This is a genomic window from Paenirhodobacter huangdaonensis (genome assembly GCF_004022465.1).
GTDB classification, from domain to species: Bacteria; Pseudomonadota; Alphaproteobacteria; order Rhodobacterales; family Rhodobacteraceae; genus Rhodobacter; species Rhodobacter huangdaonensis.
The window spans coordinates 19,276-42,006 of record NZ_SAVA01000004.1; the positions used below are offsets into that span (position 1 = coordinate 19,276).

At 68.3% G+C, this 22,731-nt stretch carries 21 protein-coding genes and 1 pseudogene; 6 read left to right on the forward strand and 16 right to left on the reverse strand.

The window, feature by feature from the left end; genetic code table 11:
• Nucleotide 1 precedes the first annotated feature (1 nt).
• The 4 genes and pseudogenes from hemW to rph form a co-directional block, all read right to left on the reverse strand.
• On the reverse strand, nt 2-1,159 hold the full coding sequence (gene hemW, locus EOW66_RS07650) for a radical SAM family heme chaperone HemW (RefSeq protein WP_128155837.1): 1,158 nt from the start codon (nt 1,157-1,159) through the stop codon (nt 2-4).
• Nucleotides 1,156-1,536 (reverse strand): RidA family protein, encoded by a 381-nt coding sequence (locus tag EOW66_RS20495; RefSeq protein ID WP_206363679.1) that lies wholly within the window; start codon nt 1,534-1,536, stop codon nt 1,156-1,158. The genes hemW and EOW66_RS20495 overlap by 4 nt, the downstream gene beginning before the upstream one ends.
• A 9-nt stretch (nt 1,537-1,545) precedes the next feature.
• Nucleotides 1,546-2,145: pseudogene (gene rdgB, locus EOW66_RS20500) on the reverse strand (RdgB/HAM1 family non-canonical purine NTP pyrophosphatase); the annotation flags it as partial.
• Nucleotides 2,142-2,855 carry a ribonuclease PH gene (rph, locus tag EOW66_RS07660; protein WP_128155839.1) on the reverse strand — a complete coding sequence of 238 codons (714 nt, stop codon included), beginning with the start codon at nt 2,853-2,855 and terminating at the stop codon, nt 2,142-2,144. The gene rph and the pseudogene rdgB, both read right to left, overlap by 4 nt.
• Before the next feature lie 125 nt (nt 2,856-2,980).
• Here rph and hrcA point away from each other — a divergent pair, with 125 nt between their 5' ends.
• Entirely contained in the window at nt 2,981-4,042 is a 1,062-nt protein-coding gene (hrcA, locus tag EOW66_RS07665; protein WP_113898335.1) for a heat-inducible transcriptional repressor HrcA, read from the forward strand.
• A 4-nt stretch (nt 4,043-4,046) separates the two neighbouring features.
• The gene (locus EOW66_RS07670) at nt 4,047-4,592 is read left to right on the forward strand and encodes a nucleotide exchange factor GrpE (RefSeq protein WP_128155840.1); all 546 of its coding nucleotides are present in this window, start codon (nt 4,047-4,049) and stop codon (nt 4,590-4,592) included.
• A 107-nt stretch (nt 4,593-4,699) separates the two neighbouring features.
• On the opposite strand, the gene mutS is transcribed toward EOW66_RS07670, so the two are convergent.
• A complete protein-coding gene (gene mutS, locus EOW66_RS07675) occupies nt 4,700-7,345 on the reverse strand; it encodes a DNA mismatch repair protein MutS (protein WP_128155841.1) in 2,646 nt (881 codons plus the stop codon).
• A gap of 111 nt (nt 7,346-7,456) precedes the next feature.
• On the opposite strand from mutS, the gene EOW66_RS07680 reads away from it, so the two are divergent.
• Complete coding sequence (locus tag EOW66_RS07680) at nt 7,457-9,724, forward strand: NADP-dependent malic enzyme (protein ID WP_128155842.1); 2,268 nt, start codon at nt 7,457-7,459, stop codon at nt 9,722-9,724.
• Nucleotides 9,725-9,793: 69 nt separating this feature from the next.
• Nucleotides 9,794-10,681 (forward strand): ribokinase, encoded by an 888-nt coding sequence (locus tag EOW66_RS07685; protein WP_128156125.1) that lies wholly within the window; start codon nt 9,794-9,796, stop codon nt 10,679-10,681.
• On the opposite strand, the gene phoB is transcribed toward EOW66_RS07685, so the two are convergent.
• From phoB to tsaD, 11 genes are all read right to left on the reverse strand, one after another.
• Complete coding sequence (gene phoB / locus EOW66_RS07690; protein ID WP_128155843.1) at nt 10,666-11,358, reverse strand: phosphate regulon transcriptional regulator PhoB; 693 nt, start codon at nt 11,356-11,358, stop codon at nt 10,666-10,668. The two genes, EOW66_RS07685 and phoB, sit on opposite strands and share 16 nt — an antisense overlap.
• Nucleotides 11,359-11,361: 3 nt before the next feature.
• Nucleotides 11,362-12,069 (reverse strand): phosphate signaling complex protein PhoU, encoded by a 708-nt coding sequence (gene phoU / locus EOW66_RS07695; protein WP_128155844.1) that lies wholly within the window; start codon nt 12,067-12,069, stop codon nt 11,362-11,364.
• A gap of 11 nt (nt 12,070-12,080) precedes the next feature.
• Nucleotides 12,081-12,878, reverse strand: coding sequence for a phosphate ABC transporter ATP-binding protein PstB (pstB, locus tag EOW66_RS07700; protein ID WP_128155845.1), 798 nt, complete (start codon nt 12,876-12,878; stop codon nt 12,081-12,083).
• A 12-nt stretch (nt 12,879-12,890) separates the two neighbouring features.
• On the reverse strand, nt 12,891-14,237 hold the full coding sequence (gene pstA / locus EOW66_RS07705) for a phosphate ABC transporter permease PstA (RefSeq protein WP_128155846.1): 1,347 nt from the start codon (nt 14,235-14,237) through the stop codon (nt 12,891-12,893).
• Nucleotides 14,234-15,694 (reverse strand): phosphate ABC transporter permease subunit PstC, encoded by a 1,461-nt coding sequence (pstC, locus tag EOW66_RS07710; RefSeq protein WP_128155847.1) that lies wholly within the window; start codon nt 15,692-15,694, stop codon nt 14,234-14,236. The genes pstA and pstC overlap by 4 nt, the downstream gene beginning before the upstream one ends.
• Nucleotides 15,695-15,758: 64 nt before the next feature.
• Nucleotides 15,759-16,811, reverse strand: coding sequence for a PstS family phosphate ABC transporter substrate-binding protein (locus EOW66_RS07715; RefSeq protein ID WP_128155848.1), 1,053 nt, complete (start codon nt 16,809-16,811; stop codon nt 15,759-15,761).
• Nucleotides 16,812-16,931: 120 nt separating this feature from the next.
• Nucleotides 16,932-17,615 carry a CbiX/SirB N-terminal domain-containing protein gene (locus EOW66_RS07720; protein ID WP_128155849.1) on the reverse strand — a complete coding sequence of 228 codons (684 nt, stop codon included), beginning with the start codon at nt 17,613-17,615 and terminating at the stop codon, nt 16,932-16,934.
• Between the two features lie 258 nt (nt 17,616-17,873).
• Nucleotides 17,874-18,293 carry an EVE domain-containing protein gene (locus EOW66_RS07725; RefSeq protein WP_128155850.1) on the reverse strand — a complete coding sequence of 140 codons (420 nt, stop codon included), beginning with the start codon at nt 18,291-18,293 and terminating at the stop codon, nt 17,874-17,876.
• Nucleotides 18,293-18,562, reverse strand: a complete 270-nt coding sequence (locus EOW66_RS07730; RefSeq protein WP_128155851.1) for a YciI family protein — start codon at nt 18,560-18,562, stop codon at nt 18,293-18,295. The genes EOW66_RS07725 and EOW66_RS07730 overlap by 1 nt, the downstream gene beginning before the upstream one ends.
• Nucleotide 18,563: 1 nt before the next feature.
• On the reverse strand, nt 18,564-19,520 hold the full coding sequence (locus EOW66_RS07735) for an NAD(P)H-dependent glycerol-3-phosphate dehydrogenase (protein ID WP_128155852.1): 957 nt from the start codon (nt 19,518-19,520) through the stop codon (nt 18,564-18,566).
• The gene (gene tsaD, locus EOW66_RS07740; protein ID WP_128155853.1) at nt 19,517-20,611 is read right to left on the reverse strand and encodes a tRNA (adenosine(37)-N6)-threonylcarbamoyltransferase complex transferase subunit TsaD; all 1,095 of its coding nucleotides are present in this window, start codon (nt 20,609-20,611) and stop codon (nt 19,517-19,519) included. The genes EOW66_RS07735 and tsaD overlap by 4 nt, the downstream gene beginning before the upstream one ends.
• A gap of 72 nt (nt 20,612-20,683) precedes the next feature.
• Between tsaD and EOW66_RS07745 the strand changes: the two genes are divergently transcribed.
• A complete protein-coding gene (locus tag EOW66_RS07745; protein ID WP_128155854.1) occupies nt 20,684-21,421 on the forward strand; it encodes a uroporphyrinogen-III synthase in 738 nt (245 codons plus the stop codon).
• Nucleotides 21,422-21,499: 78 nt separating this feature from the next.
• Nucleotides 21,500-22,729 (forward strand): COG4223 family protein, encoded by a 1,230-nt coding sequence (locus EOW66_RS07750; protein ID WP_128155855.1) that lies wholly within the window; start codon nt 21,500-21,502, stop codon nt 22,727-22,729.
• Nucleotides 22,730-22,731: the final 2 nt, after the last annotated feature.

Here is a 22,731-nt window from a genome sequence, read left to right on the forward strand (position 1 = left end):
CTCAGGGCATCAATTCGCGGATCACGCCATTGAGCACCGCGCGGCCCTCACGGGTGGCGCGGATCCGGCCATCGACGGTTTCCACCAGACCCAGCTCGCCCAGATCGGCGAGCTTTTCGGCGGGAAGGTCGGTGCCCGACAGCGCGCGATAGCGCGCCGGATCGATCCCCTCGTTCAGCCGCAGCCCGAACAGCAGGAATTCGACCGCCTGATCCTCGAGCGGCAACGGCTCGCGCGGGAGTTCCCCCGAGCCACGCTGTTCCACGGCTTGCAGCCACAGGGCAGGGGCCTTGGGCGTCACCGTCGCTTGGCGGCTGCCGCCAAGGGTCAGCCGGCCATGCGCGCCGGGGCCGATGCCGGCGTAATCGCCATAGCGCCAATAGATCAGATTGTGCCGGCTTTCCGCGCCCTCTCGGGCGTGGTTCGACACTTCATAGGCCGGAAGCCCCGCCGCCTCGCAGATTTCCTGCGTGCGCAGATACATGTCGGCGGCCAGTTCCTCGTCGGGCAGGCCGGTCAGCTTGCCGGCCGCGGCGCGGCGGCCAAAGGCGGTGCCTTCCTCGATCGTCAGCTGATAAAGCGAAAAGTGATCCACGGCCATCGCCAGCGCCTCGCGCAGCTCGGCCTCCCAGGCGGTCAGGTCCTGATCCTGGCGGGCATAGATCAGATCGAAGCTGACGCGGTCGAAATGGCTGCGGGCGATGTCGAAGGCGACGCGGCCCTCGGCGGCGCTGTGCATCCGGCCAAGCCGCGCCAGATCGGTGTCGTTCAGTGCCTGCATCCCCATCGAGACGCGGTTCACCCCGCCTTCGGAATAGGCTCTGAACCGGCTGGATTCGATGCTGGTGGGGTTCGCCTCGAGGGTGATCTCGATGTCATTTGCCTGCCGCCAGGTGCGCCGCACCCGCTCGAGGATCGCCGCCACAAGGTCGGGGTCCATCAGCGAGGGGGTGCCGCCGCCGAAGAAGACCGAGTTCAGCACCCGGTCCTGCGTTTCGGCGCCCAGACGGTCGATCTCGGCAAGATAGGCGCGCTGCCAGCGCGCCTGATCGATGTCCGCCGCCACATGGCTGTTGAAATCGCAATAGGGGCATTTGGCGGCACAGAAGGGCCAGTGCAGGTAAAGGCCGAACCCGCCGTGCCGCCAGTCGTCGCTCATCCCTTGAACGCCGTCACTTCGATCTCGATCTTCATCGCCGGGTTCACCAGCCCCGCGACGATCATCATCGCGGCCGGGCGGATCTCGCCGAAGGTCTTGGACAGGGCGGGGATGATTTCCTCGACATAGGCCGCATCGGTGATGACGTAATTCGCCCGCACCACATCGGCCATCGAGAAGCCCGCGCCTTCGAGAACCGCCTTGATCGTGGCAAGCGTGTTGCGCGCCTGATCCAGAACGCTGTCCGGGAAGGCCTTGCTCACCGGATCGGCGCCGGTGGTGCCGGCGACGAAGCACCAACCGCCCTGCACCACGGCGCGCGAATAGCCAAGCTTCGGTTCATAGGGCGAGCCGCCCGAGATGTTCTGTCGTGCCATCTTCGCCTCGAAACATTGCACCAGCTTGCGGAAGGCATCCGCGCGGTGGCTGATCTGGTTCTTCTTCGCCGGGTCCATCTCGGCGAAGGTGATGTCATAGCCCTCGGGCTGGAACATCGGGTCGTAGCCATGGCCGTGCGCGCCGCGCATCGGCCAGACCAGCTGGCCCTCGGCCTTGCCCTCGAAGACCTCGTCGTGGCCATCGGGCCAGGCGAGCACGAGGGTGGAGCGGAAGCGCGCGCGGCGCGGCAGCGGCGCGGCGATCTTCTCGCAGGCGTCCCAGGTGCGGGTCATCGCGAGGGTGAAGTCGCGCCCGGTCGGGGTTTCGGCCCAGTCGGCGGTATAGACACCGGGCGCGCCATCCAGCGCGTCCACCTCGATGCCGCTGTCGTCGGACAGCGCCGGCAGGCCGGTGGCCTTCGCCGCCGCATGCGCCTTGATCCGGGCATTGCCGACGAAGGTGGTCTCGGTTTCCTCGGGCTCGGGCAGGCCGAAATCGTCGTTCGACAGCACGGTGATGCCGAAGGGAGCGAGCAGCGCCCGCATCTCCTCCAGCTTGCCCTTGTTGTGGGTGGCGAACAGCAGCCTGTCGCCGGTGAATTTCCTCATGCCAGCGCCGCCTTCTGCGCCGTGACCAGCTGCGCCACGCCCGCCTCGGCAAGATCGAGCAGCCGGGTCATCTCGTCGCGCGAGAAGGTCGCGCCCTCGGCCGACATCTGCACTTCGATCAGCTTGCCGGCGCCGGTCATGATGAAGTTGCCATCGGTGCCCGCCTCGCTGTCCTCGGCATAGTCGAGGTCGCACACCGGCTGGCCGGCGTAGATGCCGCAGGAGATCGCAGCGACATGGTCGAGCAGCGGATCCGAGGCGATCAGACCCGATTTCAGCAGCTTGTTGACCGCAAGGCGCAGCGCCACCCAGCCCCCGGTGATCGAGGCGCAGCGGGTGCCGCCATCGGCCTGGATCACGTCGCAGTCGATGACGATCTGGCGCTCACCAAGCGCCGAGCGGTCGACGCCGGCACGCAGCGCGCGGCCGATCAGGCGCTGGATCTCCTGGGTGCGGCCCGACTGCTTGCCCGCCGCCGCCTCGCGCCGGGTGCGCGAATTGGTGGCGCGCGGCAGCATGCCGTATTCCGCCGTCACCCAGCCAAGCCCGGTGCCCTTGAGGAACGACGGCGCCCGATCCTCGATCGTCGCGGTGCACAGAACGTGGGTGTCGCCGACCTTGATCAGGCACGAGCCCTCTGCATGTTTGGTCACGCCGGTTTCGATTGAAATCGGGCGGCATTCACTTAGATTCCTGCCAGAGGGGCGCATGATCAGTCCTTTCGAAGAGTTTGCCTCATTTGAGGCCGCCCGCGCCGTGATGCAACCCCGAAGCAGGGCCCAGGCCTGATTGACGGGGGCGACAGGGCGGCTTTAATGCGGGGATGAGCCACGCCATGCACGACCAGACACAACTTCTGACGGAACTCAATGATCGCTCGCGCGAGGTTTTCCGGCGGGTGGTCGAGGGCTACCTCGACACCGGCGATCCGGTGGGCTCGCGCAGCCTGACCCGACAGATGAGCGAGAAGCTTTCTGCCGCGACGATCCGCAACGTGATGCAGGATCTCGAATACATGGGGCTTCTGGGCAGCCCGCATGTCTCGGCCGGGCGGGTGCCGACGCAGCTCGGGCTGCGGATGTTCGTCGACGGCTTCATGGAGGTCGGCGAGGTTCACGTGACCGATCGGCAGGCGCTCGACGCGACGCTGGGCGCAAACGAGCCCGGCGTGGGCTCGCTGCTCGACCGGGTCGGCGCGGCGCTGTCGGGCATCACCCATGGCGCGAGCCTGGTTCTGGCGCCGAAGCACGAGGCGCCGATCCGCCACATCGAATTCGTCTCGCTCGGGCCCGACCGGGCGCTGGTCGTGCTCGTCTTCGCCGACGGGCAGGTCGAGAACCGCGTCTTTACCCCGCCGCCCGGTCAGACCCCCTCGTCGATGCGCGAGGCGGCGAATTTCCTCAATGCGCTGGCCGAGGGGCGCACGCTGAGCGAGCTGCGCGCCGATATCCGCGAAGAGATCGCCGCGCGCCGGCAGGAGCTTGACACGCTCGCCGCGGAACTGGTCGAAAGCGGGCTCGCGCAATGGGCCGATCAGGGCGCACCCTATGAGCGGCTGATCGTGCGCGGGCGCTCGAACCTGCTCGACGGCGAGGAGGATCTCGACCGGATCCGCTCGCTTTTCGACGATCTCGAGCGCAAGCGCGACATCGCCGAGTTCCTCGACCTGACCGAGGAAGGCGATGGTGTGCGCATTTTTATCGGCTCGGAGAACAAGCTTTTCTCACTTTCGGGTTCCTCTCTGGTCGTCTCTCCCTATATGAACGCAGATCGGAAGATCATCGGTGCGGTCGGCGTGATCGGGCCCACGCGGCTGAATTACGGCCGGATCGTGCCGATTGTCGATTATACGGCGCAGCTGGTCGGGCGGGTTCTGTCCGGCCGCGGCAAGGGGTAGGACCATGACCGAGAAGAAAGACGAGATCCTGGAGGACCAGGAGCAGCTGAACGAGCCGCTGAACGAGGCGGCGGCAGGCTTTGACGAGCTCGAAGCCCTGCGCGTCGAGCGCGACGAGTTCAGGGACCGCTTCATGCGTGCGCTGGCCGATGCCGAGAATGCCCGCAAGCGCGCCGATCGCGACCGTCGCGAGGCCGAGAACTATGGTGGCTCGAAACTCGCGCGCGACATGCTGCCGGTGTTCGACGCGCTGAAACGCGCGCTCGATGCGGCGGGCGACGAGGTGCGGGCGGCGGCGCCGGCGCTGATCGAGGGCGTGGAACTGACGCAGCGCGAGCTGTTGAACGTGTTCAAGCGCCACGGCATTCAGGCGATCACGCCGCAGGTCGGCGACAAGTTCGACCCGCAGCAGCACGAGGCGATGTTCGAGGCGCCGGTGCCGGGCACCAGGGCGGGCGACATCATCCAGGTGATGGACAGCGGCTTCCTGCTGCATGACCGCCTGCTGCGCCCGGCCAAGGTCGGTGTCAGCTCGATGCCGAAGAGCTGAGTCCCGGTGGGGACCCCGGGGGCTTTGCCCGTTCGGCGAAACGGCCTTCCATCGGAAGGCCGTTTTTTTTCGCCTTACCCCCCAGGATATTTAAGGCAATTGGAAGATCAGGGCTTGAGCAGGGCCCGGAGGCCATAGAGAGCCTCCATCGCCTGTTTCGGCGTCATCTCGTCGGGGTTGATGTCGCGCAGCGCCGCCTCGATGGCCGCGCTTTCGGGGGCCGCGGGTGCGGGCGCCGGATGCGCCGCGGCCGAGAAGAGCGGCAGGTCGTCGATGACCATCTGCTTCTTGCCGCCGCCCTCGCGGTCGCCCTGTTCGAGCGCCTCGAGCACGACACGGGCGCGCGCCACCACGCTTTCGGGCAGGCCCGCAAGCCGCGCCACCTGCACGCCATAGCTGCGATCGGCCGCGCCCTTCTTCACCTCGTGCAGGAAGATCACCTCGCCCTGCCATTCCTTGACCGAGACGGTGGCGTTCTCGACCCCGTCGAGCTTCGCCGAAAGCGCCGTCATCTCGTGGTAATGGGTGGCGAAGAGCGCGCGGCAGCGGTTCACCCCGTGCAGGTGTTCGAGCACCGCCCAGGCGATCGACAGCCCGTCATAGGTCGCGGTGCCGCGGCCGATCTCGTCCAGGATGACAAGGGCGCGGTCGTCGGCCTGATTGAGGATCGCCGCGGTCTCGACCATCTCGACCATGAAGGTCGACCGCCCGCGGGCAAGGTCATCGGCGGCGCCGACGCGCGAGAACAGTTGGCTCACAAGGCCGATATGGGCGCGGCGTGCGGGCACGAAGCTGCCGGCCTGCGCCAGCAGCGCGATCAGCGCGTTTTGCCGCAGGAAGGTCGATTTGCCGGCCATGTTCGGGCCGGTCAGCAGCCAGATCGCCGGCGTCTCGCCCGAGGTCAGGGCGCAGTCGTTGGCGATGAAGGGCTCACCCGAGCGTTTCAGCGCGGCCTCGACCACCGGGTGGCGGCCGCCCTCGATCTCGAAGGCGCGGCTCGCGTCCACCGTCGGCTCGACCCAGTCCTCGCCCGCGGCCAGGTCGGCGAAGGCGGCGGCGAGGTCGATCTCGGCAAGCGCGCGCGAGGCCTCGCCGATCGGCCCGGCATGGGCAAGAATGGCCTGCTTCAGGCTGTCATAGAGCCGTTTCTCGATCTCGAGAGCATGGTTGCCGGCGTTCAGGATCCGGGTTTCCAGCTCGCTCAGCTCGAGCGTGGTGAAGCGCACCTGGTTCGCCGTGGTCTGGCGGTGGATGAAGCGCTCGTTCAACGGCGCCGAAAGCATCCTCTCGGCATGGGTGGCGGTGGTCTCGATGAAATAACCGAGCACGTTGTTGTGCTTGATCTTCAGCGAGGCGATGCCGCTTTCCTCGACATATTGCGCCTGCATCCGGGCGATGACGCCGCGGCCCTCGTCGCGCAGCTGCCGGGTCTGATCGAGCTCGGCGTCATAGCCCGGCGCGATGAAGCCGCCGTCACGGGCCAGAAGCGGCGGTTCGGCGACGAGCGCGGCGTCAAGAAGGGCGGCGAGGGCATCATGGCCCACCAGCACCGCGGCCGCTTCGGCCAGAAGCGCCGGCGGTTCCACCGGGGCAAGGCTTTCGGCGATGCGCCCGGCCTGGTCGAGCCCGTTGCGGATCGCCGCCATGTCGCGCGGACCGCCGCGGTCGAGCGAGAGCCGGCTCAGCGCGCGGTCGATGTCGGGGCAGCGCCGCAGATCGGCGCGCAGATCCTCGGAAAATCGACCCTGTTCCAGCAGAAAACGCACTGCATCATGGCGCGCATGGATCTGGTTCAGGTCGCGCGAGGGGGCCGAGATGCGCCGTTCCAGCAGCCGCGCCCCGGCGGCGGTCACGGTGCGGTCGAGGGTGGTCAGCAGCGAGCCCTCGCGCCCGCCCGACAGCGCCTGCGTCAGCTCGAGGTTGCGCCTTGTGGCGGCGTCGATCTGCATCAGGCTGCCTGCCTCTTCGCGCAGCGGCCGGCGCAGCAGCGGCAGCTTGCCGCGCTGCGTCAGCTCGAGATAGTCGACGATCGCCCCCATGGCCGAGATCTCGGCGCGCGAGAAGCTGCCGAAGGCATCGAGCGAGCCGACCGAGAACAGGCCCAGCAACCGCCGCTCGGCGCCCTGGCTGTCAAAGCTTGCGCGTCCGAGCGGGGTCAGCGCCGCCTTCAGATCAGAGACGATCTCGGCGCAATCGGCCTCGCGCGCTTCGCTCACCAGCACCTCGCGCGGGGCAAGGCGGGCAAGTTCGGGTGCCAGCCGGGTCAGCGGGCAGGGCATCACCCGGAACTCGCCGGTCGAGATGTCGACCCAGGCCAGCGCGCCGTCGCCGTGCATCTCGCTCCAGGCGGCCAGGAAGTTGTGGCGCCGCGCCTCGAGCAGGCTTTCCTCGGTCAGCGTGCCGGGGGTGACAAGGCGCACCACGTCGCGCTTCACCACCGATTTCGCGCCGCGCTTCTTCGCCTCGGCGGGGTCTTCGAGCTGTTCGGCGATGGCGACGCGGAAGCCCTTGCGAATGAGCGTCAGCAGATAGCCCTCGGCGGCATGGATCGGCACGCCGCACATCGGGATATCCTCGCCCAGATGCAGCCCGCGTTTCGTCAGCGCGATGTCGAGCGCGGCGGCCGCGGCGACGGCATCGTCGAAGAACATTTCGTAGAAGTCGCCCATCCGGTAGAACAGCAGTGCCCCCGGGTTCGCTTCCTTGATTGCGAGATATTGCGCCATCATCGGCGTGATTGTCGGCTCTGCCATGCTTTCCCCCGTTTGGCGCGACCCTACAAAAGGCGGAATCCGGGTGCAAATCCATTGAGACGCTCGGAAGGGAACGCTATGAGGAAGCGCCTATCGGAGGAGTTCGGCCCCATGTCCAGCAAGAACCGCATCACGCCCGAAGAGGCGCTGGCGTATCATCTCGACCCGAAGCCCGGGAAATACGAGATCACGGCGACGAAGCCGATGACGACGCAGCGCGATCTGAGCCTTGCCTACAGCCCGGGCGTCGCGGTTCCGGTCGAGGCGATCGCCGAGCGGCCGGAGACCGCCTATGACTATACCGTCAAGGGTAACATGGTGGCGATCATCTCGAACGGCACCGCCATCCTCGGCCTCGGCAATCTGGGCGCGCTTGCCTCGAAGCCGGTGATGGAAGGCAAGGCGGTGCTGTTCAAGCGCTTTGCCGACGTCAACGCCATCGACATCGAGCTTGATACCGAGGACCCGGACGAGATCATCAAGGCGGTGAGCCTGATGGGCCCGACCTTCGGCGGCATCAACCTCGAGGACATCAAGGCGCCGGAGTGCTTCATCATCGAGCAGCGGCTGAAGGAGATCATGGACATTCCGGTGTTCCATGACGATCAGCACGGCACGGCGGTGATCTGCGCGGCCGGCCTGATCAACGCGCTCGAGCTGAGCGGCAAGAAGATCGAGGATTGCAAGATCGTGCTGAACGGCGCGGGGGCGGCCGGCATCGCCTGCCTCGAGCTGATCAAGGCCATGGGCGCACAGCACGACAACTGCATCATGTGCGACACCAAGGGCGTGATCTGGCAGGGCCGCACCGAGGGCATGAACCAGTGGAAATCGGCGCATGCGGCGAAGACCGACGCGCGCACGCTGGAAGAGGCGATGGTGGGCGCCGACGTCTTCCTCGGCGTTTCGGCCAAGGGTGCGGTGACGCCCGAGATGGTGGCGAAGATGGCCGACAACCCGGTGATCTTCGCGATGGCGAACCCCGATCCCGAGATCACCCCGGAAGAGGCGCATGGCGTGCGCCCCGATGCGATCGTGGCGACCGGCCGGTCGGATTATCCGAACCAGGTGAACAACGTTCTGGGCTTCCCCTATCTCTTCCGCGGCGCGCTCGACATCCATGCCCGCGCGATCAACGACGAGATGAAGATCGCCTGCGCCAAGGCCCTGGCCGAGCTGGCCCGCGAGGACGTGCCCGACGAGGTGGCGATCGCCTATGGCCGCAAGCTGACCTTCGGGCGCGACTACATCATCCCGACGCCCTTCGACCCGCGGCTGATCCATGTGATCCCGCCCGCGGTCGCCAGGGCCGGGATGGACACCGGCGTCGCGCGCCGGCCGATCATCGACATGGAGGCCTATGTTCTGGGGCTGAAGACGCGGATGGACCCGACGGCGTCGATCCTGCAGGGCATCCAGGCGCGGGCGCGGCAGGCGCAGGCGACGATGATCTTCGCCGAGGGCGACGATCCGCGCGTGCTGCGCGCCGCGGTGGCCTATCAGCGCAACGGCATGGGCCGGGCGCTGGTCGTCGGCCGCGAGAGCGACGTGCGCGAGAAGCTCGACGCGGCAGGGCTCGGCGATGCCTATCGCGAGCTGACCGTGGTGAACTCGGCCAATTCGAAGCATATCGAGACCTACAAGGACTTCCTCTACACCCGGCTGCAGCGCCAAGGCGTGGACCGCGAGGATGCGCACAAGCTGGCCAACCGCGACCGCCACGTCTTCGCTGCGCTGATGCTGGCGCATGGCCATGGCGACGGCATGGTCACCGGCGCGACGCGCAAGTCCGGCCATGTGATGGAGCTGATCAACAAGGTCTTCGACGCGCGTCCCTCGGACGGGGCGGTGGGGATCACCGCGCTGCTGCACAAGGGGCGTGTGGTGCTGATCGGCGACACGCTGGTGCACGAATGGCCCGACGAGCATGACCTTGCCGACATCGCCACCTCGGGGGCGCAGATCGCGCGGGCGCTCGGGCTCGAGCCGCGGGTGGCCTTCTGCTCGTTCTCGACCTTCGGCTATCCGGTGTCGGAACGGGCGACGAAGATGCACATCGCACCGCAGGTTCTGGATGAGCGCGGCGTCGATTTCGAGTATGATGGCGAAATGACCGTCGATGTTGCGCTGAACATGGAGCAGATGAAGAACTATCCGTTCTGCCGTCTGACCGGGCCGGCGAACGTGCTGGTGGTGCCGGCGCGGCATTCGGCTTCGATCTCGGTCAAGCTGATGCAGGAGATGGCCGGGGCGACGGTGATCGGTCCGATCCTGACCGGCGTGTCCGCGCCGATCCAGATCTGCTCGACGGTGTCGACGGTGAACGACATCCTGAACATGGCCGCGATCGCCGCCTGCAAGCTCGGCCAGCGGCGCTGAGCCCGGCCCCGGGGGCCGCGCGCCCCCGGACCCCCGCGAGGTATTTCGGGCAAGATGAAAGGCAGCCGGATGACGGTCTACACCTTGGGCTCGATCAATGCCGATCATCTCTACCGGTTGCCGCATCTGCCGGCGCCGGGCGAGACGCTGGCGGCGCTGTCCTATTCCGTCGGGCTCGGCGGCAAGGGCGCGAACCAGTCGGTGGCGCTGGCCCGGGCCGGGGCGGATGTGCGCCACATCGGTGCCGTCGGCGCCGACGGGCTGTGGATGGTGGCGCGGCTGACCGAGGCGGGGGTCGATTGCGCGGCGGTGTCCGAGGTCGAGGGCGCCTCGGGCCATGCGATCATCGCGGTCGATGCGGCGGGCGAGAACGCCATTCTGCTGCATCCGGGCGCGAATCGGATGATCGGTGCGGAGATGGTGCGCGCGGCGCTGGAAGGCGCCCGCCCGGGCGACACGCTGGTATTGCAGAACGAGACCTCGGCCCAGGTCGAGGCGGCGCGGATCGGGCAGGAACAGGGTCTGTTCGTCGTCTATTCCGCCGCCCCTTTCGAGGCCGAGGCGGTCGCGGCGGTGCTGCCCTATCTGTCGCTTCTGATCATGAACGAGGTCGAGGCGGCGCAGCTGTGCTCGGCGCTGTCGGTGACCTTCGAGGCGCTGACGGTGCCGCATGTGGTGGTCACCCGGGGCGCGCGCGGGGCCGAGTGGCACGACCGTGCGGGTGCCGTGGTGCACCATGCGCCGGCCTTTGCAGTGACGCCGGTCGACACCACCGCGGCGGGCGACACCTTTGCGGGCTATCTGGTCGCCGGGCTGGCCGGGGGGCTTGGCCCCGAGGCCGCGATGCGGCTTGCCTCGGGCGCCGCGGCGCTGAAGGTGACACGGGCGGGAACGGCCGATGCCATCCCCGCCCGCGATGAGGTCATGCGCTTTCTTGCGGCTCAGCCGAGCGAATAGCCGGTGCCGCGCACGGTGCGCACCGGATCCGCCCCGCCATTCGTCATCAGCGCCTTGCGCAGCCGCCCGACATGCACGTCGATGGTGCGGGTGTCGACGTAGATGTCGCGGCCCCAGACCCGGTCGAGCAGCTGATCGCGGGTCCAGACCCGGCCGGGCTTCTCCATCAGGGTCGAGAGCAGCCGGAACTCGGTCGGGCCGAGTTTCAGCGGCGCACCGTTGCGGAAGACGCGGTGCTCGGCGGCGTCGAGGATGATGTCCTCGAACTGCAGCCGCTCGCCCATCGTCGCCGGGCGGGTGCGGCGCAGCTGGGTGCGCAGCCGCGCCATCAGCTCCACCACCGAATAGGGCTTTACCACGTAGTCGTCGGCGCCGGTCTCGAGGCCGCGCACGCGGTCGGCCTCTTCGGAGCGGGCCGAAAGCATGATGATCGGGATCGAACGGGTCTCGGGGCTGGCCTTCACGCGCCGGCAGATCTCGATTCCCGAGACATTGGGCAGCATCCAGTCGAGCACGATCAGGTCAGGTTTTTCCTCCTTGACCATCAGCAGCGCCTCGTCGCCATTCACTGCCATGGCGACGCGGAATCCCTCGGCCTCGAGGTTGTATTGCAAAACCTCACGCTGGGCCGATTCATCCTCGACCACCAGCACGCAGGGCTGTTGGGCGGGGCTCATGCGTCAGTCCTCCACCTTGTCCAGGGTCACGCTGTCCGACTTCGGCCGGTCCTCGTCGGGCATCTCGCCGGTGACGAGATAGATCACCTGCTCGGCGATGCCGGTGGCAAGGTCGCCCATCCGCTCGATGTTCTTCGCGATGAAATGCAGGTGCATGCAGGCGGTGATGTTGCGCGGATCTTCCAGCATGTAGGTCAGGAATTCACGAAACAGCGCGTTGTACATCTGGTCGACCTCGATGTCGCGCGAGCGGACATCGGCGGCAAGATTCTCGTCGCGCTGTATATAGCTGTCGATGGCGTCCTTCAGCATCGCCTCGACCGCCTGCGCCATGCGCCGGATCGCGCCGGCCGAGCCGCTGATCGTCGGCATCTGCGACAGCACCTGGGTGCGCTTGGCGATGTTCTTCGAATAATCCCCGACGCGCTCGAGGCTGCCCGAGATCTTGATCACCGAAAGCGCGACGCGCAGGTCGGAGGCGGCGGGCGAGCGCAGCGCGATCAGCCGCGCGGCCTCCTCGTTGATCTGCTCCTCGAGCTTGTCCACCGCCTTGTCACGGCCGCGGACGGTCTCGGCGAGCTCTTCATCGCGGGTTTCGAGGGCCTGGGCGGCGTCGAGAAGCTGGGCCTCGACGAGGCCGCCCATCTTCACGACCATCGCCTGAACGGCCTCGAGGTCGCGGTCGAAAGAGGAAACGATATGCTGGCTCATGTGTCTCTCCGTCAGCCGATCCGGCCGGTGATGTAGCTCTCGGTGCGGGGATCCTTCGGGTTGGTGAAGATCTGCCCGGTCTCGCCGTATTCGACGAGATTGCCGAGGTGGAAGAAGGCGGTGCGCTGGCTGACGCGGGCGGCCTGCTGCATCGAGTGGGTGACGATCACCACCGAGAAGTTCTCGCGCAGCTCGTCGATCAGCTCCTCGACCTGCGCCGTGGCGATCGGGTCGAGGGCCGAGCAGGGCTCGTCCATCAAGAGCACCTCGGGCGAGGTGGCGACGGCGCGGGCGATGCACAGGCGCTGTTGCTGACCACCCGAGAGGCCGGTGCCCGGCGCGTCGAGACGGTCCTTGACCTCGTTCCACAGCGCCGCCTTGCGCAGCGAGCCTTCGACGACTTCGTCGAGCTCGGCCTTGTTCTTGACGAGGCCATGGATCTTCGGGCCGTAGGCGACGTTGTCATAGATGGATTTCGGGAAGGGGTTCGGTTTCTGGAACACCATCCCCACCCGGGCACGCAGCTGCACCGGGTCGACCTTCTTGTCATAGATGTCCTCGCCGTCGAGCAGGATCTCGCCCTCGACCCGGCAGATGTCGATGGTGTCGTTCATCCGGTTCAGGCAGCGCAGGAAGGTCGACTTGCCGCAGCCCGACGGGCCGATGAAGGCGGTCACCGTCTTGTCGAGGATGTCGATGTGCACATCCTTGATCGCGTGCGAGGCGCCATAATAGACCTGCACGTCATGTGCGGCGATCTTGATGTCCTTGGTCTCCACGGCTCTCTCCGTCAGTCGCATGTCGTTCATGGTGGTCACTCCTCACCAGCGCCGCTCGAACTTGCGGCGCAGAACGACCGCGAGCGAGTTCATCACGAGAAGGAAGACGAGCAGCACGATGATCGCCCCCGAGGCACGCTCGGTAAAGGCGGGATCGGCCCGCTGCGTCCAGCTGTAGATCTGCACCGGAATGGCCGAGGCAGGGTCGAAGAAGCCCTCGGGCGGGGCCGCGGGATAGTCGCGCACGAAGGCCACCATGCCGATCAGCAAGAGCGGCGCGGTCTCGCCGAGCGCCTGCGCCAGACCGATGATCGCGCCGGTCAGGATGCCCGGCATGGCGAGCGGCAGCACGTGGTGGAAGATCGTCTGCGTCTTCGAGGCGCCGACGCCGAGCGCGGCGTCCTTGATCGAGGGCGGCACCGATTTCAGCGCCGCGCGGGCCGGGATGATGATCCGCGGCAGCGTCATCAGCGTCAGCACGAGGCCACCGACCACCGAGGAGGACTGCGGCAGCCCGCCGAAGTTGATGAAGGCGGCGAGGCCGAGAATGCCGAAGACGATCGAGGGCACGGCGGCGAGGTTGGCGATGTTCACCTCGATCAGATCGGTGAAGCGGTTCTTCGGCGCGAATTCCTCGAGGTAGATCGAGGCGGCGACGCCGATCGGCAGCGACAGCACCAGCACGATCAGCATCATGTAGAGCGAGCCGAGGATCGCAACGCCAAGGCCGGCGGCCTCCGGGCGCAGTTCCGAGGCATCGGGGCTGAAGATGAAGCCCGGGTTGAACTTCAGCGCGATCAGCCCGGCGTCGCGCATCGCCTGGGCGACCTGCAGCTGCTCCGGCGAGATGTTGCTGTCGAGCTTGGCGCTCGCCATCGTCACGCGGCCCTTGAAGAAGCCGTCGATGCGGCCGTTCGCCAGCGCGTCGAAGCTGACGGTGGTGCCGATCAGATCGGGGTTTGCCAGCACCAGATTGCGCAGCTGGGCGGGGGCTTCCTTCGAGATCAGGCCGCCGACGTCCTTCGCCTTCATCCCGGCGGGGAGCAGGGCCTTTTCGGACAGCTCGGCGGTCAGCGCGTCCTGCAGCAGTTTGCCATAGGCGATCGTCGTCACCTTGGCGATCGCGGCGGGGTCGCGGTTGCCTTCCTTGTCGAGCACGGCGGCATCGAGCGGCACCTGCATCGTCAGAACGCTCTGCCGGAAGGCGCCAAGACCCGAGCCGAGCACCGAGCTCAGCAGCACGACGAGCGCGAGCAGGCCGAAGCCGACAGCGGCGATGCCGTAAAGGCGAAAGCGCTTTTCGGAGGCATTGCGGCGCTTCGTGCGGGGGTCGATGGTGTAAAGCGAAGAGCGGGTCTTCGCGGGGGTATTCGTGGCCTCGGCGGTCATTCGTATTGCTCCCGGTATTTGCGCACGATGACGAGCGCCAGGATGTTGAGCCCGAGCGTGAAGACGAACAGCGTCAGGCCGAGCGCGAAGGAGACGAGGGTCTCGGGGCTGGCGAATTCGGTGTCGCCGGTCAGCTGGCTGACGATCTTCACGGTGACGGTGGTCATCGCCTCGAACGGGTTGAGCGACATTTTCGCCGCGGCGCCGGCGCCGAGCACCACGATCATCGTCTCGCCGATCGCGCGCGAGGCGGCGAGCAGGATCGCGCCGACGATGCCGGGAAGCGCGGCGGGCAGGATCACCTGCTTCACCGTCTCCGACTGCGTCGCGCCAAGCCCGTAGGAACCGTCCCGCAGCGCCTGCGGCACGGCATTGATGATGTCGTCGGAGAGCGACGAGACGAAGGGGATCAGCATGATGCCCATGACGAGGCCGGCGGTCATCACCGAGCTCGAGGAGGTGCCAAGGCCGAGCGGCTGGGCGAACCAGTCGCGCAGCACCGGGCCCACGGTGATCAGGGCGAAGAGACCGTAGACGATGGTCGGGATGCCGGCGAGCACCTCGAGCAGCGGCTTCGTCATCGCGCGCACCCGCTTGCTGGCGTATTCGGCCAGGAAGATCGCGGCGAAGATGCCGACCGGCACCGCGACGACGAGCGCGATCACCGAGATGTAGAGCGTGCCCCAGATCAGCGGCCAGATGCCGAGGTCGGAGCCACCGCCGAATTTCGGGTTCCAGGTGGTGGAGAGGAAGAACTTGCTGGCCGGATAGAGCCGGAAGAAGTGGATCGTCTCGAACACCAGCGACAGCACGATGCCGACGGTGGTCAGGATCGCGACGAGCGAGGCGGCGATCAGCAGCACGCGCACGAAGCCTTCGGAGACGTTGCGGGCGCGGAACTCGGGGCGGATCCGGGCGAGCGCATAGCCAAAGCCCGCGAGCGCGAGCGCCAGCACCGCGATGGCCATCGCCAGATGGCCGCTGTGCGACAGGTCGCGATAGGCCTTGGCGGCCTCGAACACGCCGGGGCGGACGTTGCTGCCGACGGCGACGCCGACTTCGGCCAGGCGGCTGCGCACGTCGGCGAGATCGGCGCGCATCGCGGTGATCTCGGCTTCGCCGAGCTTGCCCTGGGCGAGGATCAGGTCGATGCCCTCGGCGATGCGGCGCACGTCGGTCATCACCAGATTGGCCGAGCTGCCGTCGGGGATGTCAGCCGCGGGGATCATCGAGGTCACGCGGGTCTCGATCAGCAGCGGCTGCACCAGCAGCCACAGCAGCATCAGCACAAGCGCGGGAACGGCCGTGAAAAGGAAGACGGTCTGGCCATAATAGCCGGGAAGGGAATGCAGGCGCCGGATGTCACCCCCGGCCTTCGACAGCGCCAGCTGCCTGCCGATGACGTAGCCGGCGGCGGCAAGGGCGATCACGATCAGGGAAAGAAGGCCGATGCTCATGGGAAAATCCAACTGAGAAGGGAAAGGTGGCGCCCGAAGGCGCCACCGGAGTTCCTTGCGAGGATCAGTTCAGCGGCCCCATCGCCACGTCGTTCTTCACCATCTCCTGGGTCTTGGCCAGTTCCGGATCGGGAACCAGACCATAGGCCGCCAGCGGGCCGTTCGGGCCGGCCATGTCGTCCGAGACGAAGAAGTCGATGTATTCCTGCAGGCCCGGGACCACGCCGATATGCGCCTTCTTCACGTAGAAGTAGAGCGGACGCGAGACCGGGTATTCGCCCTTGGCGATGCTGTCGACCGAGGGCATCACGCCGTCCATCGTGGCGACGCGCAGCTTGTCGGTGTTGTTCTGGTAGAACGACAGGCCGAAGACGCCGATGGCGTTCTTGTTCGCGTCGATGCGCGACAGGGTCTCGGTGTAGTCGCCGTCGATGTCGACCGACACGCCGTCGGTGCGCAGCGTGTTGCACTGGGCGACAGCGGCCTTTTCCTTCGCCTTGTCGTCGCCTTCGGCGGCGGCGAGGAACAGGTCATAGGCGCCGCTGGCCTTGCAGCCGGCCTCGATCACCTTGGTGTCGAAGACTTCGCGGGTGCCGTGCTTGGTGCCCGGGATGAACATCAGGATGTCCTGCGCCGGGAAGTCGGCCTTGACGTCGGCCCAGGTCTTCGCGGTGTTGGCGACGACCTTGCCGTCCTTCGCCACGTTCGCACCGATCGCGCCGTAGATGTCGGCCGGGGTGAAGGCGAATTCCGCACCGTTGATGTCGCTGGCGAAGACGATGCCGTCATAGCCGAAGCGGACTTCCATGATCTCGTTGACGCCGTTCGCCTTGCAGGTGTCGATGTCCGACTGCTTGATGCGGCTCGACGAGTTGGCGATGTCGATGGTGTTTTCGCCCACGCCTTCGCACAGCTTCTTGCGGCCGGCGCCCGAACCACCCGATTCCACGACCGGGGTCGGGAAGCTGAAGTTCTCGCCGAAGGCTTCGGCAACGATGGTCGCGTAGGGCAGCACGGTCGAGGAACCGGCCGACTGGATCTGGTCACGGGCGAGGGCACCCGAGGCCGAGGCAGCCACGATGGCCACGGCCGAGACGGTGAGTTTCACGGACTTCATGGAACGCTCCTGAGTTCACTTGCGGGGCCGGTCGCGGCCTCGGGCTTCTCCTAGGATCTGCCCGTGACGCTTATGCAAAACATATATGACAGTTGCGTGACAAAGCCCGTCAGGCAAGGCTCATCGCATCAGCGAGCGGGCGATCAGGGCTGCCGCCTCGGGGTGTTCGCCGATCGCGGGAAGACGCGGGCCGGTGAAGCCGGCGGCCGCCAGAGCCGCGGGAATATCCTCCGCCACATGGCCCGCACGCTGGGCGAAGAACGGCAGGCACAGGCCCGACAGGCTTTCGGCGGCGACATCGGCAAGGAAGGGCGCCTCTTCGATGAAGGCGGTGCGGATGCGCCAGAAGCGGGTGAGCGGGCGCAGCCGGCAGGCCATCGCCTCGGCCGTGTCTTTCGAGCGCTGCGCCACCTGCGAGCCGTGCGCGACCAGGATCAGATCCGCGCGTTCAGGCTCGATTCCGGCGGATTTTGCCGCGTCCGTGACGGTTTTCGCAATCAGGTCGGGCAGCTCCGGTTCGGTGCCGAAGGGCGGCAGGGTCCGTGCCGTCACCCCGGCGCGCGCCAGCCGGCGCGGCAGCTCGCGCCGGGTGAACCAGCCCTCGGCCATGAAGAACGGATAGATCTCGGGCGCGTCGAACCCGCTCAGCGCCGCCTCGAGCGCGCCGGGCAGCGCGAGCGTCGCGGCCCGGATCTGGTGCTCCGGGCACAGCGCCTGCACCCGCGCGGCAATCGCCTTCAGCCCGGCATCGAGCGGGGCCGGGTCGGAGGGGGAACCATGGGAGACGAGAACGATCTGACGCATGAAACGCAAGTTAGGGGCGGGCTTTGAAACGGCAACCGGAAGCGCGCTGTCCGGGGCTGGCGCGGCAAGATTGAGTCAAATTGGAACTGTTACGCCGTTGAGGCGAATCGCCCGCTGGCATACCCGGAAGGCAATCGGCTGACAGGGCCGGTGGTCCGGACCGGGCCGGCAGGAGCAGACCTCCGGCCCGGGTCTTTCGCGGGCAAGAGCGGGGTGAAGGAAGGGCCGGCAGCCCCGGCCTTCACTTCGCGGCCGCGCTCAGGGCTCGACGCCGCCAAGGGCGCAGACGATCCGCCATTCCTCCGCGGTCACCGGCTGCACCGAGAGCCGCATCGAGGTGACGAGCGACATCTCGGTCAGTCGCGGATCGGCCTTCACCTCGGCCAGCGTCACCGGCCGGGCAAGCGGCGTCACCGCGCGGATGTCGACACAGTCCCACCGCGGGTCCTCGGTGGTGCTGTCGTGATGCGCCTCGGCGCAGACCTCGGCGATGCCGACGATCTCCTTGCCGATGTTGGAATGGTAGAAGAAGCCGCGATCGCCGACCTTCATCTCCCGCATGTTGTTGCGGGCAAGGTAGTTGCGCACCCCGTCCCATTCCTCGCCGGCTGCGCCCTTCGCCACCAGCATCTCCCAGGAGAACTTGTTCGGCTCGGACTTGAACAGCCAATACGCCATCAGCCGACGACCTTCTTCCATTCGGTGACGGTGACGCTGTCGAACAGGCCGGCCTTCGCATAGGGGTCGTTCGCCGCCCAGTCCTGCGCCGCGGCCAGGCTGTCGGCGTTCAGGATCACCAGCGAGCCGACCATCTGGCCCGCTTCGAGGAAGGGGCCGGCGACGAAGACGATGCCGGTTTCCTCGATATAGGCGAGGTGGGCGGCGCGGTTGTCGAGGCGGGTCTGCAGGGCGCCGGGCTTGTCGCGGCAGATCACGGCATAGGGCATTTCATTCCTCCTTCAGGGGGCGGGACAGCAACGCCTGCGCGGCGTCGGAAACGGTGATGCGGTGCTCGCTCAGCGCCGCGACCATGGTCGCGATCGGCATCTCGACACCGCGCCTTTGGGCCAGAACAGAGACGGCTTTCGCGGTGGCGACGCCCTCGACCGTGGTGGTCGGGTCGAAGTCCTCGCCGGCACCGAGCGCCTGGCCAAAGCGGAAGTTGCGCGATTGCGCCGAGGTGCAGGTGAGCACCAGATCGCCAAAGCCGGACAGGCCCGCGAGCGTCTCGGCCCGGGCCCCAAGGCGCAGCGCCAGCCGGCTCATCTCGGCAAAGCCGCGGGTCATCAGCGCGGCGCGGGCGGAATCGCCAAGCCCCGCGCCGATCACCACGCCGGCGGCGATGGCGATCACGTTCTTCAGCGCCCCGCCCAGTTCCGCGCCGAGCGGGTCGGTGCTGCGGTAAAGCCGCAGCGTCGGGGTCGACAGCTGCGTCTGCAGCGCCTCGCAGTCCTCGGCGCAGGCAAGGGTGAGGGCCGTGGGCAGGCCGCGGGCGATGTCGGCGGCAAAGCTCGGCCCGGTCAGGATCGCGGCACGGGCATCGGGGCAGGCGGCGGCGATCAGCTCGGTCGGGCCACGACCCGTCGTCAGGTCGATCCCCTTCGAGCAGGCGACGAGGGTCTTGCCGGCAAGGCGCGCGGCATGGGCCGTCAGAAAGCCGCCCATCTGCTGCATCGGCATCGCCAGAAGCAGCACCGGCGCCTGCGTCGCAGCCTCGATTTCCGCCGTGACAGAGACGTTTTCGGGCAGAACGGTCATCGGCAGGCGGCGGTCGTTGCGCCGGCTGGACTGCATCTCGGCGACATGGGCGGCATCGCGGGCCCAGAGCGTGACCGGGCCGTTCTGCGCCAGCGTCACCGCCAGCGCCGTGCCGAAAGCCCCTGCGCCCAGCACCGCAACCGTCATGCCTTCGCCCCCTTCTTGCCCGAGCCGAGCATCGCCGGGGCGGAACGGTCAAGCGGCCAGCGCGGTCGGGCCGACAGGTCCATCCCGTCCTGGGCGCCGGCCTCGAACCGCGCGATCCCGGCATAGGCGATCATCGCCGCATTGTCGGTGCAGAGTTTCAGCGGCGGTGCGGCGAAGGTCGCGCCGACTTCGGTCGCCACCTGCTCGAGCCGTGCGCGGATGGCCGCATTCGCCGCCACGCCGCCCGCCACGGCAAAGGCCGGGTGTTCGGGGGCATGCGCCAGATACTCGCGCAGGGCGCGGCGCGATTTTTCCGCCAGCACGTCGGTCACCGCCGCCTGGAACCCGGCGCACAGGTCGCGCCGTGCCTGCCGGCGCAGACCGCCGTGTTCGGCCACCTCGGCATCGCGGGCGCGCAGAAGGGCGGTCTTCAGCCCGGAAAACGACATGTCGCAGCCCGGCCGGTCCAGCAATGGGCGCGGGAAGTGGACGGCCTTGGGATCGCCCGTCATCGCCTCGGCCTCGACCGCCGGGCCGCCCGGCTGCGGCAGGCCCAGAAGCTTTGCCGTCTTGTCGAAGGCCTCGCCCGGGGCATCGTCGATCGTGCCGCCAAGGCGGGTGAAGTCTTCGGGCCCGTGCGCGATCAGGAACTGGCAATGCCCGCCCGAGACGAGCAGCAGCAGATAGGGGAAGGCGAGCCCCTCGGTCAGCTGCGGCGTCAGCGCATGGCCCGCGAGGTGGTTCACACCGACAAGCGGCAGGCCCGCGCCCGCGGCGATGCCCTTCGCGCACATCACCCCCGACATCACCCCGCCAATGAGCCCGGGCCCGGCGGTCACCGCCACCCCGTCGAGATCGGCGAGCGTCACGCCGGCCTCGGCCAGCGCCTCCTCGACGCAGAGGTCGAGTTTCTCGGCATGGGCGCGGGCGGCGATCTCGGGCACGACGCCGCCATAGGGGGCGTGCAGCGCGGTTTGCCCGGCGACCACCGAGGCAAGGATGCGCGGCCCGGTCTCCTCCATCCGCACCACGGCGGCGGCGGTGTCGTCGCAGCTCGACTCAAGTCCGAGGAAGGTGAGGGTGCGGGTCATGGCGCCTCGGTTGCACGGTGCTTTCTTCGCAGGTAACACCGGGGCACAGACCCTGCAATCCCGGGACGTGCCGTGACCGAGGCCAATTTCCCCTGTCCGCCCCTGCTGCTGACCCGCCCGCGTGCGGGATCGGAGCGTTTTGCGGCGCAGTTCCGCACCCGTTTCGGGGCGGACTGGCTGGTGCTGATCTCGCCCCTGACCGAGACCCGGCCGACCGGCGCCGAGATCCCCGCGGCCGAGGCGCTGATCTTCACCTCGGAACAGGCGGTGGCGCCGGTCATTGCGGCCGGGCCCGCGGCGGGTCGGCGCGCCTATTGCGTCGGCGCGCGCACGGCCGAGGTGGCGCGGGCGGCGGGCTTCGAGGTGATCGAGGGGCCGGGCGAGGCGCGGGGCCTTGCCGCGCTGATCGCGGCGCAGCACCGCGGCGGGCGCCTGCTGCATGCGCGCGGCCGCGAAGTGGTCGCGCCGCTGGCCGACTGGCTGAATTCCGCCGGAACAGAGACGGTCGAGGCCGTGGTCTATGCGCAGGAGGCGTTGCCCCTGTCGGACGCCGCGCGCGATCTTCTGGCCCGGGCGCCGGTGGTGCTGGTGCCGGTGTTCTCGCCGCGCAGCGGTCGCCTTCTGGCGCAGGCGGTTTCGGGGGCGCGGGCGGCGCTGTGGCTGGCACCGATTTCGGCTGCGGCGGCCGAGGGCTGTGCCGGGATCGCCGCGCGGATCGAGGTTGCGCCGACCCCGGACGCCGCGGGCGTGCTGAGTGCACTTGCGCGGCTTCTTGGCGCGGAGACGGCCGGGGCGGACAAGGCGGGTTGAGCCATGCCGACCGGGCCACTAGACTGCCGCTGACAAACGTTGGCCGCGCATCGTCGCGCCGGGACTGGAGGAGCTGCCGTGGCACATACCGAACACGAGAAATCCGAAACGGCCGAGGCCAGCGTGGCACAGGACACCCCCGAGACGGTGGCACCTGTCGAAGAGGCCGAGGTCGTCGAGGCGACGGTGGAAGAGCCCGTCGCGCCCGCCGCGAGCGCGGCGAAATTCGAGCCCGAGCCCGAGCCCGAGCCCACGCCTGCGCGTGTGGCACCGACACCGCGCCGGGGCGGCTTCGTGCCGCTGTTCCTCGGCGGTGTGATCGCCGCGGCGCTGGGCGCCGGTGCGACGGTCTGGGCGCTGCCGAACCTGCCGCCGCAGCTCGCCGCGATGATCCCGATGGGGACCGACCGCACCGCCGCGCTCGAGGCCGAGATCGCCGCCTCGAATGCCAAGCTCGACACCCTGACGGCCGAGCTGAAGACGCTGAAATCGGCCACCCCGCCGCCGCCGGACCTGTCGGGCGTGCAGGCGGCGCTGGACGAGACGGGCTCGGCCACGCGGGCGATGCAGGAGACGCTGAGCGCGCTCGAGACGCGGGTGACGGCGCTGGAAAACCGCCCTGCGGCGGCCGTTGCGGGGGGCAGTGCGCCGGTCGATCTGAGCGGGATCCAGGCGCAGATCGACACCTTGCGCGCCGAGATGGCGACGGGCGGTCCGGCCGAGGCGGCGGCACGCGAGCAGATCGCGGCGGCGGTGGCCGCGGCGCAGGCGCAGATCGGTGCCGTGCGCGACGAGGCCGGCAAGCTGAGCGCCGGGGCCGAGGCTGCGGCACAGCGTGCCGTCGCGCAGGCCGCCGTCGCCCGCGTTGCCGCGGCCTTCGAAAGCGGTGCGCCGATGGCGCCGGCGCTGGCCGATGCGCAGGCCGCCGGTCTGACCGTTCCGGCCGTTCTGGCGGCCGATGTGCCGACGCTTTCGGCGCTGCAATCGGCCTTCCCCGAGGCCGCGCGGGCGGGGCTTGCCGCGTCGCGCAAGGCGGCGCCGGGGCAGACGCTGGGCGCGCGCTTCAAGGCTTTCTTCATGGCGCAGACCGGGGCGCGCTCGCTTGCGCCGCGGGCGGGCGAGGATGCCGATGCGGTGCTGTCGCGGGCCCAGGCCGCGGTCGATGCCGGCGATCTGGTGACCGCGATGACCGAGATTTCGGCACTGCCGCAGGCGGGGCAGGCGGTGATGACCGGCTGGCTGACGCAGGCGCAAAAGCGGCTCGACGCGGCCCAGGCGGTGACCGAGCTTGCGCAGTCGGTGAAGTGAGG

Excerpts from the sequence above, each read along its gene's own strand:
- EOW66_RS07730 (WP_128155851.1), bottom strand. The coding sequence starts at position 18,562 with ATGCCCTATGCCGTGATCTGCCGCGACAAGCCCGGCGCCCTGCAGACC.
- EOW66_RS20495 (WP_206363679.1), bottom strand. The coding sequence starts at position 1,536 with ATGGCACGACAGAACATCTCGGGCGGCTCGCCCTATGAACCGAAGCTT.
- pstA (WP_128155846.1), bottom strand. The coding sequence starts at position 14,237 with ATGACCGCCGAGGCCACGAATACCCCCGCGAAGACCCGCTCTTCGCTT.
- EOW66_RS07725 (WP_128155850.1), bottom strand. The coding sequence starts at position 18,293 with ATGGCGTATTGGCTGTTCAAGTCCGAGCCGAACAAGTTCTCCTGGGAG.
- EOW66_RS07670 (WP_128155840.1), top strand. The coding sequence starts at position 4,047 with ATGACCGAGAAGAAAGACGAGATCCTGGAGGACCAGGAGCAGCTGAAC.
- hrcA (WP_113898335.1), top strand. The coding sequence starts at position 2,981 with ATGCACGACCAGACACAACTTCTGACGGAACTCAATGATCGCTCGCGC.
- EOW66_RS07735 (WP_128155852.1), bottom strand. The coding sequence starts at position 19,520 with ATGACGGTTGCGGTGCTGGGCGCAGGGGCTTTCGGCACGGCGCTGGCG.
- EOW66_RS07685 (WP_128156125.1), top strand. The coding sequence starts at position 9,794 with ATGACGGTCTACACCTTGGGCTCGATCAATGCCGATCATCTCTACCGG.
- tsaD (WP_128155853.1), bottom strand. The coding sequence starts at position 20,611 with ATGACCCGCACCCTCACCTTCCTCGGACTTGAGTCGAGCTGCGACGAC.
- phoU (WP_128155844.1), bottom strand. The coding sequence starts at position 12,069 with ATGAGCCAGCATATCGTTTCCTCTTTCGACCGCGACCTCGAGGCCGTT.
- mutS (WP_128155841.1), bottom strand. The coding sequence starts at position 7,345 with ATGGCAGAGCCGACAATCACGCCGATGATGGCGCAATATCTCGCAATC.
- phoB (WP_128155843.1), bottom strand. The coding sequence starts at position 11,358 with ATGAGCCCCGCCCAACAGCCCTGCGTGCTGGTGGTCGAGGATGAATCG.
- EOW66_RS07680 (WP_128155842.1), top strand. The coding sequence starts at position 7,457 with ATGTCCAGCAAGAACCGCATCACGCCCGAAGAGGCGCTGGCGTATCAT.
- rph (WP_128155839.1), bottom strand. The coding sequence starts at position 2,855 with ATGCGCCCCTCTGGCAGGAATCTAAGTGAATGCCGCCCGATTTCAATC.
- EOW66_RS07720 (WP_128155849.1), bottom strand. The coding sequence starts at position 17,615 with ATGCGTCAGATCGTTCTCGTCTCCCATGGTTCCCCCTCCGACCCGGCC.
- pstC (WP_128155847.1), bottom strand. The coding sequence starts at position 15,694 with ATGAGCATCGGCCTTCTTTCCCTGATCGTGATCGCCCTTGCCGCCGCC.
- hemW (WP_128155837.1), bottom strand. The coding sequence starts at position 1,159 with ATGAGCGACGACTGGCGGCACGGCGGGTTCGGCCTTTACCTGCACTGG.
- EOW66_RS07715 (WP_128155848.1), bottom strand. The coding sequence starts at position 16,811 with ATGAAGTCCGTGAAACTCACCGTCTCGGCCGTGGCCATCGTGGCTGCC.
- pstB (WP_128155845.1), bottom strand. The coding sequence starts at position 12,878 with ATGAACGACATGCGACTGACGGAGAGAGCCGTGGAGACCAAGGACATC.